The sequence below is a fragment of the uncultured Paracoccus sp. genome (genome assembly GCF_947487305.1).
Classification (GTDB): domain Bacteria; phylum Pseudomonadota; class Alphaproteobacteria; order Rhodobacterales; family Rhodobacteraceae; genus Paracoccus.
Window position 1 is genome coordinate 113,789 of sequence record NZ_CANKWH010000012.1, and the last position, 12,837, is coordinate 126,625.

Here is a 12,837-nt window from a genome sequence, read left to right on the forward strand (position 1 = left end):
CTCAATTTCCTGCCCTCTGGCGGGTGATCTGCGTGTCGATCCGTGGCTGGTAGCTCGCCGTGGCGGGCCAGATCGCCCGGATCGTCCGGGTCACGGCCTGCAGGCGCGCCAGGATCAGCTCGCGGCTTTCCTGCGCCTCGGTATAGTTGAGGCGGATCAGCGAGGGCCGGGTGGCGATCTGCGCCACCATGCCCCGCAGCCCGTCCACCAGTGCCGGGATCGGGTCATTGCCCGCGAAGGCCATCGCCGCCAGATCGACCGCGACGACCTGCAGCCGCGCCACGCCGAAATTCGCCTCGGTCATCTTGCCGGCAGTCAGCCGGATCACCCGCGGGTTTTCCGAGGTGACGGCGGTGTCGGTGGGCAGGCTGCTTTCATCCAGCTTCAGCACGAAGTTGCTGCCGATGTCGCGCGGCAAGTCCGGGCAGGGCAGGTGGAAGCGACCATGCTGGTCACTGGTCACGAAGACGCCGTTGACCGTGACCAGCCGCACGCCGCCGATGCCCAGTTCGCCCGGCTGCTGATAGCCGTCGCCGCTCTGGTCGTCGAAAACCCGACCGATGACGGTGCCGCAGTCAAAGACCGGCTCGGCCTCGACGGTGACGGTCGCGGTCGCCTCGTTGCCCAGCTGGTTGCCGGTTTCGCTGTCCCGCGCGATGACGCGGTTGACGTATTCGCCCGGTGTCACGCTGCCCGGCACGAAGGCGGTCAGGCGGATCACCACGGTCTCGCCCGGCTCGATGATGACCTCGTCAACGGTCACTCGGCTGCCGGACTCGCGGGTCTCGACCGCCTCGCCGTCAACGCGACCGCTGTCCCGACGGTAGAGGAAGCCGGGCGGCAGGGTGTCGATGACATCGACGATGGCCCGCTGCTGGGTCTCGAGGTTTTCCACCGTGATCTCGAAGGGCACATCCTGACCAGCCGTTACACGCGTCAGCAGGGCGCGCTTGGTCAGTTCGAGGGTCGGTTCGACCGGTTGGGCGACGGGTTCCGCTGCCACGGCCTCGGCCGTTACCGACTCGCCCCACGGATCCTCGCCGCTGGCTTCGGCGGTCATGGTGATCTCGCCGGCCTGCATGTCGGCCTCGGTGACGGTGTATTCCGCCCCGGTGCAGCGCAGCACCACGGTTTCGCCGGGCGCCAGATCGACCGGCACACAGACCAGCCCCGGCAGCGGCAGCGAGGTCGTCGCGACCGTCACCCCGGTCAGGGGAACATTGCCGGTATTGGTGACGGTGAACTCGAACACCGCGATGTCGCCGGCATCGAAGATGCCATTGCCGTTCACATCGCGGCTGTCGACGATCTGGTTGTCCAGTTCCAGCCCGGTGCGGGCATAGGTCACGGTCACGGTTGCCGGGTTCGAGGCCACGCCAGCCATGGTCGAGACCAGATAGCGGATCGGATCGGGATCGCCGGTGAAGCCGGTGGCGGGCGCGAAGGTCAACACGCCCGTCGCGGGATCGACCGTCCAGATGCCCTGACCCTCGATCACCAGCCTGCGGCCATCGCCCGGCGCACCGACGATCCGGACCGAGCCCGGGTCAAGCGCCGCCGCTCCGGTCGTGCTGTCATTCGACAGGATCGTGATAGTGACCGGCTGGCCCGGCTGCTGCAGCAGCCGCTCGTCATTCTCGGCGGTGGGGGCGGGGACCAGCGAGGTGATCAACTGGTCCTGCCCGGTGACGGTTTCCCCATCCGGGCGGGTGCCGCTGGCCGTGGCAGTGTTGGTCACGCTGCCCGCGGCCACATCGGCCTCGCTGATGACATGGCTGCCGGTTTCGGGGATCTGCCGGGTTTCGCCCGGCGCGAGGATCGCCACAGTGCCGAAGGGGCTTCCAGCCAGCATCGGGTCTGTGACGGTGACGCCACGCAGGATGACGTTGCCGGCATTGTGGACCGAGAAACTGTAGACCAGCGTCTCGCCCAGGCTCATCGCGCCATCGCCATTGGCATCGTCATGGCGCGCGGACTTGACCAGCACCAGTTCGGCAGCCGGGTCCAGAGGCACGACCGTCGGCGCGTCGGTCGCGGGATCAGGGCCGGACAGGTCGCGCAGATCGGTGCGGTCGGGCCGAGTGCCTGAGACCAGCGCCTGATTGCTGACCAGCCCACGGTCGATATCGGCCTGGGTCAGCGCATAGGTGCCGGTCAGCTCGACCGTTGCCCCCACTGCCAGCTCGGCGACGGTCGTGCGCGGCAGCTCCATCCCCTCTTTCGGGTCGGTCAGCGTGACATTGACCAACCGCTGCTGCCCGGTATTGGTGATGCGGAAGGTATAGGTAACAACATCGCCGGGCTGCGCCGGATCGGACAGGGCGGCGCTGGCGGTCTTGACCAGATCCAGCCCGGTTTCGGCCTCGATCCGCGTCGGGGCCTCGGCGATCACGGCAAGCGATGCATTGGCCGCAGTGATGCGGATGCGGTTCACCAGATCGCTGCCATCGTCGATCTGCTCCTGCCCGACCGCATAGCTGGCCCGCCAGGTCCAGACCTCGCCCGGCGACAGCGTGTCATTGCCGTCGCCACGATCGACCGGGGTCGGCTGCAGCGTGGCGACAGGCACGCCATCCTGCCGCACCTGATCCTCCAGCGCGATACCGCGCAGCGTGGTCGTGCCAGTGTTCTCGAGGGTGATGGTATAGGCAATGACGCCGGCCTGTCCGATGAGCTCCTGATCGGCGACCTTCGTCACCGTCATCGCCGGATCCGTATCCAGCGGGGTTGTCGTTCCGGCCTCGCGGGTCAAAAGCTCGCCGTTCGGGGCATAGGCTTGCGCAGAAGCCTCGTTGGTGACAGAGCCCGCGTCGATATCGTCCTGGGTCAGCGGGTATTCGACCAGCACGCTCTGTTCCTGATCGGGTTCAAGTGCGCCGGTCTGCGCCACCACCCCGCCCAGCAGCGGATCGCTGATCTCGATGCCGTTCAAGGTAACGGTGCCGATATTTTGCACCACGAGCCGATAGACGATGTCATCGCCGAGCGAGATCCGCCCATCGCCATTGCTGTCCTGATAGGCGGCATCCTTGGTCAGGGTGAAATCGGCCTGCTGCTCCAGCGGCACCTCGGCAAAGGCCTGCTGCTCGGTCGCGCTGCCATTGGGGCGGGTGCCGGCGGCGTCGGCGAGGTTGTCGCGCGTGCCCTCGTCGATGTCGGATTGGCGCAGCACATAGCTGCGGCTCACCAGTTCGGTCGCGCCGGGGGCCATGCGGGCGATGGTCTGGTTCAGCGACAGAAGCGGGTCGCTGACCATCACGGGGGCCAGTGTCTCGGTCCCGGTATTCGTGACCTCCAGCACATAATCGATCCGGTCTCCGACATTCATCGTGCCGCTGCTGTCGGCATCGACATAGGTGCCGGTCTTCACCAGGCGCAGCGCGCCGACCGAGCCGAGATTGGTGCTGTGGCTGGCCTGATCGCTGATCTCGCCGCGATCGGGGGGCTGTGCGGTGACGGTCGCGTCGTTCGCCAGCGTGCCGCGATCGATATCCTCCTGCGTCAGCTCATAGCTGCCGGTGATGCTGCGATCGGTGTCGCCCGGCGCAATGCTGGCAACGGGCGAGCCGGTCACAGTCACCCCGGCCAGCGCATCGGTCAGCACGACATTGGTCAGCGTGACCGTGCCGGTGTTGGTGATGGCAAAGGCATAGACCATCTGGTCGCCGGCATTGGCCCGACCATTGCCGTCCTGATCGATGAAGGTGCCGGTCTTCACGAGATCGACCCCCTCGCGCCCGGTCAGCGGCAAGCTGGCGCTGGCGGGCGGGGCGATGACTGCAACATCATCGGGATCGCGGCCCGATGCGTTCGCGGTGTTGGTGATCTGGCCCGAGGGATCGTCCAGCTCGGCTTGTGTCAGGGTATGGCTGCGCACCAGGCTGCGGCTGTCGCCGGGTAGCAACTGGGCCAGCGTCAGCACTGGCGACGCGCCGAGCATCGGGTCGGTGATCTCGACGCCGCGCAGGGTCACGTTACCCGTATTGCGGACCGTCAGCGTATATTCAACCGCATCGCCGAGGCTGGCGACCCCGTCGCCATTCTGATCGACCAGCGTCGCACCCTTGGTCAGTTCAAGGGCTGGCGCGCCGGTCTGGGTCTGGTGACGCGCGGTCGCCGTGGCCGAGAGCGGGACCCCGTTGCCACCCGACGGGGGCGGAGGGGCGAAGGCGGTCGCGGTCGCGGTATTCGAGACCTCTCCGGCATCGATATCGGCCTGGGTGACCTGCCAGCTTCCGCTGCAGACCATGGTTTCGCCCGGCGCAAGCACCGCCAGAGGCGAGGGGCAGGCGAAATCGGCCAGCATCGGATCCAAGACGCGCAGGTCGCGCAGTGTCTGCGCCCCGTCATTTCGGGCGGTGACGGTAAAGGCGATCACGTCGCCCAGTGCCGCGCCGGCCGCAGGTTCGGCGGTCTTGGTCAGGCTCAGCGCCGGGGCCGCGTTGGATTGCGCCGTTGCGGTGGCGGGCGGCGAGGTGATCTCGGCCAGGCCGCCGCTGCCGTCGGCGATATTGCCGGTGGCCGTTGCGGTGTTAACCAGCTGGCCGCGATCCAGATCGGCCTGCGTCACCACATGGTCCAGATCGCAGGTCACGGTCTCGCCGATGGTCAGGGCGATGCCGGTGCCGGCGCTGCAGGTGATCGTCTCGCCGAGGGTCGCGTCATCGATGCGCAGCGGGCCGAAGATGTCGGTCTGCCCAGTGTTCCGCACGGTGAAGCGATAGGTGATGCTGTCGCCCGCGCCATAGGTCAGGCTGTCGCTGACCGTGCCGCCGGTCACGAACTGCTTGGTCAGGGTCAAGGCCGGATCGGCATCCGCCGGCACCGTCACCGAGGCCGGGGGCGACTGCACCGGGCCATTCGGTCCCTGTCCGGTGGCGATGGCGTTGTTGGTGACCGAGCCGGCCCGTGAATCGATCTCGGTCACGGTATAGGACGCCGTGCAGATCCGGGAATTGCCCGGCAGCAGGACGGAACCCGAGGGCAGGCACTCGATGCCGCCCGGGATCCTGTTGTCGCTGACGGTGATCGGCCCGCTGATCGTCTGGTTGCCGCTGTTCGTCACCTCGTAGCTGTAGTTGACGACGATGCCCTCGCCGAAGGCGCCGCTGTGATCCGAGCTTTTCACCAGCGTCAGGGCCGGGGACTGCACCGCCAGCATGATCAGTCTGTCCGTCGCGCTTTGCCCATCCGCGCGGGCGGTCGCGGTGTTGTCGATCTCGCCGCGATCCAGATCGGCCTGGGACACCCGCGAACTGGCGGTGCAGATCATCGAAGCGCCGGGCAGCAGGTTGCCCGCCGGGCAGACCGGGGTGGTCGTCAGACTGTCCTCGACCGTGACCGGCCCGGCAAGAGTCACGTTGCCGGTATTCGTCACCTCGAACTCATAGTTGATGATGCGCCCGAGACGGCTGTAGGTCGGGTCCTCCCCTGCGGCCAGGCGCTTGTCCAGCGACAGTCCGGGCTGGGCGGGCAGGGTCACGACAGTCGGCGTGTCGTTACCGGTGCCGCTGCCCGAGGTGTCCTCGACCGGGTCGCCATTCGCCGTCTGACCTCGGGCCAGAGCGGTGTTGGTCACGCGGCCGCGATCGATGTCTTCCTGCGTCAGCGCATAGCTGGCGCGCAGCGTCGCCGTCGTGCCGGGCGCAAGTTGAGCGACCGTGCCGACCAGCTGGGGACTCAGCGACGCATCGGTCACGTCGACCTGGCGCAGCGCCACATTGCCGGTATTGCTGACGGTGAAGACATAGTTGATCCGCTCGCCCGCATCCGCGCGGCCATTGCCGTTGGCATCGTCATGGCTGCCGGTCTTGACCAGCGCCAGACCCGGCTCTTGCTGGATCGTCACCTGCGCCGCATCCGACTGGGGGCTGGTCTCGGCGGTGTCGAAGCTGGCGGTATTGAGGATCGGGCTGCCCGCGTCGATCATCTCCTGGGTGATGTCATAGGGCAGGGTCCAGACCCAGATCTCGCCAAGCTCGATCAGGCCATTTCCATTGTCGCCGCTGGTCGGCGCGCCGGCAGGGATCAGCGGATCGCTGAGCACGGGGCTTGTCAGCGTGACATTGCCGGTATTCTCGGCCCGGACGGTGAAAGTGACCGTCTGCGGGGCCGAGACCGTGTTCGGGCTGACGGTCTTGCTGAGCGAGGCCGACGGACTGCGCGTGACCTGCGTGACCGCCTCGTCGGATTGCGGCTGGGTCTCGCTGCTGCTGAAGGTGGCGCTGTTGCTGATCGGCGTGCCCGCGTCAATCATTGCCTGCGTGACCTGGCGCGTGCCGGTCCAGACCCAGGTTTCGCCCACATCCAGCAAGCCGTTGCCATTGCCGTCGCCCGCCGGAGCCGCGAGGTCGGGCAGGCCGGGATCGGCGAGGCTGGGAGAGGTCAGGGTGACGTTGCCGGTATTCCTGACCGTGATCGTGTAGGTCAGCGGACCGGGTGCGCTGATGGTCGCGGCGCTGACGCTCTTGTCGATGCTGAAGCCGGGATTGCGACCCAGCACGGTCACGGCCTGCGCCGAATCCGGGCTGACGTTGTCGGCGCCGAAGGTGGCGGTATTGGTGATGGCGGTGCCGCGATCGATCATCGCCTGGGTGACGGTGAAGGGCATGGACCAGGTCCAGCTTTGCCCCGGCGCGAGGACCATCTGGCTGGCCGAGCAGACCGGCGCGGTCGCCGGAAGCACGACCGTGCCGCCGCTCGTGCTGTCCTGCGTCACCCGGTCGGTCAGGTCGCAGCCATTGATGCTGACATTGCCGGTATTGGTGACGGTGATGGCATAGTTCAGGATTCCGGGCGCATCGATGGCGGTCCGATCGACCTGCTTGCTGATGGCAAAGCGCTGGCGCTGCTCGATCTGCGAGGTGGCGCTGGCCTGCGCGGCATTCGCGGGCAAGCCGTCGGCGCTGGCGGTCACGGTGTTCACGATGGCACCACCGGCATCCAGATCGGCCTGGGTCACGCTATAGACGGCCGTGAACAAGCGGGTCTGGCCGGGGGCCAGCGACAGGCCCGTCGGATCGGGCGAGATGCTGCCGCTCGGCACCAGGCTGTCATTCAGCACCAGGTTTTGCAGCGTCACGTTGCCCGAATTCCGAACCGAGATCGTATAGTTCAGCGGCCCGACCGCCGAGACCGTCGGCTGGTCGACGGTCTTGGTCACGTTCAGCGCCGGCAGCGACTGGATCGTGGTCGAGGCATTGGCGCTGGCAGCCGGCGTCTGGCCCGAGGAGACGGTGACGCTGTTGCGGATCGTGCCGCCGGCATCGATCGCCGCCTGATTGACCGCATAGGTCGCCGCATAGGTCCAGCGCTCGCCGACGTTCAGAACGCCGTCGCCATTGCTGTCACCCGCGCTCAGCGTCGGCCCGCTGGTGGGGCGCGTCTCGGTGCCTCCCTGGGTGATCCGGTCGTCAAGCGCGATGCCGGTCAGGGCCACGTTCCCGGTATTCTCGACGGTGATCGTATAGGCCAGCGAACCGGGCGCGGCGATGCTGGTCCGATCGACAGACTTCAGCACCGACATGGCCGGCCCACGTGTGACCGTCGTGGTCGCAATATCGGTGCGGATCAGCGCGTTACCCCCGAAACTCGCGGCGGCGCGAACGGTGTTCACGATGTCAAAGCCCGTCGCCCCGGGGTTCGAGGGATCACCGGCATCGATGGCGGCCTGGGTCAGCGCATAGCTGGTGCCCAGAACCCAGACCTCGCCGACCCCCAGCTTCTGGTCGCCGCCCGTGTCGCCCGACGGCTGCGTCACCTGCGGTGAGGTTGCCCCGCCGGGCGCGGCCACGCGGTCGGTGATGGCGGCATAGGGCAGGTCCAGCGAGACATTGCCGTCATTGCGAATGGTGATCTGGTAGGTCAGCAGGCCGGGCGTCGCGGTCGTAACCGGGTCCACGGTTTTCTCGACCGAAAAAGCCGGGCTTTGGGTGATCTGAGTCCGCACCGAGCCCGAGACCGGGCTAGGCGTCTGCGTCGAGGTCATCGCAAATGTGTTTTCCAGCCGCGCGCCATTGTCGATCTGGGCCTGGGTCACGGTGAACACCGCCCGATATTGCCAGAACTCGCCGACATCGAGGATCTCGTCGCCGTTGCCATTGGCTGTCCGGGTCGGAACCGGGGCAGGGGCCAGCACGGTGCCGCCCTGATTGATGGTATCGGTGAAGGCCAACCCGGTCAGATCGGTATTCCCGACATTTTCGACGTCGATGGTATAGACCAGCGGTCCGGGCGCGGTGATCGAGCCGAGATTGACCGTCTTCGTAACCGACATCGCCGCCGCCTGGTTGACCAGCGTGGTCGCGGTGGCAAAGCGCCGCTCGGGGATCTGGTCAAAGCCGGTCTCGACGCGGTTGATGATCGGCTGGCCGGCATTGATCATCGCCTGCGTGACCGCGTAGGTCGCGGCATAGGTCCAGGTTTCGCCAACATCGAGGATCCCGTTGCCGTTGGTGTCGCCGCCGCTGCGGGTCGGGCCGGTTGTCGGCGGAACCGGGGCGGTCGAGCCGCGCTGGATCTGGTCGCTGATCGCCGGATTGGTCAGCGCGATGTTCCCGGTATTGGCGATGGTGATGGTATAGGCCAGCGTGCCGGGTGTGGTGATATTGGCCTGATTGACGGCCTTCGACAGGGTATAGGCCGGCTGGCGGACCATATTGACGACGGCGGTATCAACCCGCGGCGTCGGGCTTTGCACCGTTGTGACCGAGACCGAGTTGCTGAGCCTGCGCCCGTCATCCAGATCGGCCTGCGTGACGGGATAGCTGGCGGTGTAGGTCCAGGTTTCGCCCACATCCAGCTGGGTGTTGCCGTTCGTGTCGCCGCTGCTCAGCGTGGGGGTCAGGGTGACGGTCGTGCCATTGCCGCGCGTCAGCGTGTCGGCAAGGCTGACGCCGGTCAGGGTGACGTTGCCCTCGTTCCGGACGGTGATGGTGAAGCTGGCCGGGCCGGGTGCGCTGACGCTGGTCGCCCCGGCGGTCTTGGTGACCGAGAAGGCGGGCGAGGCGGCAAGCGTCGTCGTGGCTGTGGCACTTTGTCCGCTGGCGCCCGGCGTGGTGCTGGCTACAGTGGCGGTGTTCAGCAGGTTGGCGCCATTGTTGATGTCGGCCTGGGTGACGGTGTAGCTGGCCGAATAGACCCAGGTTTCGCTGACATCGAGGCGGCCGTTCGAATTGGTATCACCCGAGACGCGCGTGGTGGCGGGCGTCGCGCGGCTGGTGCCGCCCTGGGTGACGGCATCGGTGAGGGCGATGCCGTTCAGCGTGACATTGCCGCGGTTGGCGACGCGGATGTCATAGGTGATGACCTGACCGGCGGCGGTGGCGGTGGTCTGCGCCGTGGTCTTGGTGATCGACATGGCCGGGCTGGCGCTGATCGCGGTGGTGGCGGTGGCGACCTGCGGCGTGGTGATCTGGGTCGTGCGCACCGACACGCTGTTCAGGATGCTGTTGCCATTGTCGATATTGGCCTGCGTCGCCGCATAGGTGGCGCGGTAGACCCAGCTTTCGCCCACATCGAGGCTGTTGTTGCTGTTCGTGTCGCCGGAAACATAGGCCGGTGCCGGCGTGGCCAGCGTCGTGCCCTGCTGGGTCACGGTGTCGGTCAACGCCAAGCCGGTCAGCGGAATGTTCCCGGTATTGCGGACGGTAATGTTGTAGGTCAGCGTGCCCGGCGCCGTGATCGAGGTCGGCGAGACGGTCTTCTCGACCGTCATCTGCGGGTTGTCGAGCGTGTTGGTGAAGGTGCAGGTGATCAGCCGGTTGGTCGACCCGGTCGGCAGGTTGGTCAGCGTGACACCGGTGCTGAGGCTCGAGCTGACCCCGCTCAGGTTGCCGTCGCTGGCGACGCAGGCAAGGTTGGTCAGCTGCCAGCCGGCCAGCGCGCTTTCGCGGATGTTGATGGTGCCGCCGGCATAGGTGCGGATGATCTCGCTGGTGCTGGTGCTGTTGGCGCCGGTCAGGGTGAAGCTGGCCGGGAAGGCGGTGGCGGTGCCGCCGCTTTGGGTCGTGGTGAAGGCGAAATTGGTCGTGGCGGCGGCGGGATTCGCGGATTTGACGATGCGGATGGCGTTGACCGGCGAGATCCTTGCATAGACGCAGAAAACGGTCGTCGCCCGTTCCGGCACGTCGTAATAGACCGCGCCCTGACGGGTCGGCGCGGCGGGACAGACCCCGTCCGGGGCCGGCGCGACGCCGCCGACATTCAGCGTGTAGGCATTGCCATCCGAGGCGATGAACGCGGCAGTTCCGGCCTCGCTTACGGCCGAAAGGGTGATCCGATCATAGCAATCGGTGATCTGCGGGCCATAGACGCAGTTGCCGCTGTTCGGGGTCTCGTGCTTGCTGATCGTATAGGGCAGGGCCGGGCTGCCCATGACCGACAAGAGCAGGTTCGAGGTGATGGTCGGACCGGCGGCAGGGCCGCCAGTGCCCGCAAAGACCGGGTTGTTGAAATCGGTGATGATGGCGACGGGCACGAATTGTCCGGGCGTGAAGGCTCCCGGTTGTGTCGGCGCGATCTGGACGCCGCTGCTGGCGGTCGGCTGGCCGCAATTGGTGCCGGAGTTCGCGTTGGGGTTGCCATAGCGGAACCCGACTGCCGAGGTTGCATAGCCCTGCTGGGGATAGAAGACGCTGCAATAGAGGGTGGTGAGGTTCGAGGTGACATTCTCGACGCGCCCGCGGATGTCGCTGATCGATTGCGCGCCTGCGGTTCCGGCAAGGGAAATCAGTAGAAGAGTAATGCAGAGCCTGATGAATCCCGACATTTTTCCCTGGCCTCGGTCGCGGGGACCTGAACGCGAGGAAAGTCAGGCCCGGTATAAATTCACGCGGCTCGACCAGATCACCGGTCGCTCCTCGCGCAGTCGAAAATTTGCCAGGAGCGCAATGCCTGCTCCTGCCAGTTGTCCGGCGGTGAAGCCGTCGGTCCTCGGGGGATGCCCTCGGAATCGTGGTTAACCATAGGTTGTGCCGAGCGGGGGGGATAGTGCAGCTGCATGATCTGCAGAATTAACTCTCTGGTTGTGGCAAATCGGACAAAAGGTCGGTCGCGAATCGATCTAATGGGCAATCGGTCCCGGGCTGGCTGACCGTCCGATCCCCGCCGGCGTCAAGCGCCAAGGACCAGCGGCGGTCAGCTGGCCCGCACCATCGAGGATGCAGGCGCGGCACCTGATTCCCGGCCGGTGATCGCGCGTTGCAGGGGCCTTGCCGCAGAGGTCCCGGACCCGGCCTTTCCCCGCTTGACGTCCCCCGCGCCAAACCCTATCAGGGCCGAACCGCAGGGGTATAGCTCAGTTGGTAGAGCATCGGTCTCCAAAACCGAGGGTCGTGGGTTCGAGTCCCCCTGCCCCTGCCAGGTCTCTTTCCGCGTCGCATCGGACGGCCTGTCCGGCCACGTTGACCTGATGCGCCGGCGGGCGTATCGGGGCTGATGCTGTCCCAGAAAGCCCGCTACGCCTTTCATGCCATGACCTATCTTGCCCGCAAGGGCGAGCCGGCATCGGTTGCCGAGATTGCCGCGTCCGAGGGGATGCCGGCGAAGTTTCTGGAACAGGTGATGGCCGCGCTGAAGGCTGGCGGGCTGGTGGCCTCGCGGCGCGGGGCAGGGGGCGGCTATCGGCTGGCCCGGCCTGCCGTCGAGATAAGTTTTGCCGCCATCATGCGCTGCATCGACGGACCCTTGGCTCTGGCCCCCTGTGCCAGCCAGCACGCCTATGGCCCCTGCGCCGATTGCAAGACCCCCGAGGCCTGCGAGATTCGGCAGGTGCTGATCTCGGTGCGCGATACGACCGCGTTGCTGTTGGAAGGCACATCGCTGGCCGAGATGATCGGCGGGCGGAAGATCTCGTTCATCTGATCCTGACTGCCTGTTTTTCAGGCAGGGGCTGCAATTCAGCGCCTGAGAAAGAGCATTATCCTACCATGCCGATAGGAATTATGGATTTATCTGCCAAATCTCACGGGAGAGAGAGATGGAAGATTCGTTTCTGCTGTTCGCGCTGGTCGGCTTTCTGGCCCAGATCGTCGATGGCGCCTTGGGCATGGCCTATGGTGTGGTGTCCTCCTCGGTGCTGCTCAGCTTTGGCGTGACGCCCGCGGCAGCCTCGGCGGCGGTCCATGCGGCCGAGTGCTTTACCACCGGCGCCAGCGCCGCCAGCCATGTCTGGCATCGCAACGTCAACTGGCGGCTGTTCTGGGCGCTGATGCCCGCCGGCGTGCTGGGCGGGGTGCTGGGCGCCTATCTGCTGACCAGCTTCGACGCCGGCTTCATGCGTCCGATCGTCGCGGGCTATCTGGGGATCATGGGCCTCTATATCCTCTGGCGCGCCTATCACTATCCCGACCAGTATCGCGAGCATTCGCGCGGTTTTGCCGGCGGGCTTGGCGTGGTCGGCGGCTTCATGGACGCCGCGGGCGGCGGCGGCTGGGGGCCGGTGGTTTCGACCGGGCTGCTGGGCACGGGCGGCGCTCCGCGTCCGGTGATCGGCACCGTCAACACCGCCGAGTTCTTCCTGACACTCGCGGTTTCGGTAGCCTTCCTTGGCGCACTTCTGACCGGGCATTGGCAAAGCGAAGAGGGGCTGGCTGGGCATGGCAGTGCCATACTTGGCCTGATCGTCGGCGGGCTGATCGCCGCACCGCTGGCCGGCTATGTCATCCGCGTCATTCCGCACCGGGTCCTGCTGGTCATCGTCGGGCTGCTGATCTGCGCCCTGTCGATCTATCAGACCTCGCGTCTGCTGTGATCCCCGTGATCGTGCCTCGCGGCTCAGCGCCAGGGTTGAAAGCCGCGCGCGAAGGCGCTATCTGACCGCCTGCACGTCCAAAGGAG

Annotated in this window: 3 protein-coding genes and 1 tRNA gene; 3 read left to right on the top strand and 1 reads right to left on the bottom strand. The window is 66.5% G+C overall.

The window, feature by feature from the left end:
• Position 1: 1 nt before the first annotated feature.
• Positions 2-10,768, bottom strand: coding sequence for a hypothetical protein (locus Q1A36_RS14895; protein ID WP_299845700.1), 10,767 nt, complete (start codon positions 10,766-10,768; stop codon positions 2-4).
• A 517-nt stretch (positions 10,769-11,285) separates the two neighbouring features.
• On the opposite strand from Q1A36_RS14895, the gene Q1A36_RS14900 reads away from it, so the two are divergent.
• The 3 genes from Q1A36_RS14900 (at position 11,286) to Q1A36_RS14910 (ending at position 12,751) form a co-directional block, all read left to right on the top strand.
• Positions 11,286-11,361 (top strand) — tRNA-Trp (locus Q1A36_RS14900).
• 75 nt (positions 11,362-11,436) lie between these two features.
• Positions 11,437-11,862 carry an Rrf2 family transcriptional regulator gene (locus Q1A36_RS14905; protein ID WP_101752330.1) on the top strand — a complete coding sequence of 142 codons (426 nt, stop codon included), beginning with the start codon at positions 11,437-11,439 and terminating at the stop codon, positions 11,860-11,862.
• A 115-nt stretch (positions 11,863-11,977) separates the two neighbouring features.
• Positions 11,978-12,751 carry a sulfite exporter TauE/SafE family protein gene (locus Q1A36_RS14910; protein WP_299845703.1) on the top strand — a complete coding sequence of 258 codons (774 nt, stop codon included), beginning with the start codon at positions 11,978-11,980 and terminating at the stop codon, positions 12,749-12,751.
• Positions 12,752-12,837 lie beyond the last annotated feature (86 nt).

What these genes read in the sequence shown, in the direction of transcription:
- Q1A36_RS14895 (WP_299845700.1), bottom strand. Translation starts at nt 10,768, where the DNA reads ATGTCGGGATTCATCAGGCTCTGCATTACTCTTCTACTGATTTCCCTT.
- Q1A36_RS14905 (WP_101752330.1), top strand. Translation starts at nt 11,437, where the DNA reads ATGCTGTCCCAGAAAGCCCGCTACGCCTTTCATGCCATGACCTATCTT.
- Q1A36_RS14910 (WP_299845703.1), top strand. Translation starts at nt 11,978, where the DNA reads ATGGAAGATTCGTTTCTGCTGTTCGCGCTGGTCGGCTTTCTGGCCCAG.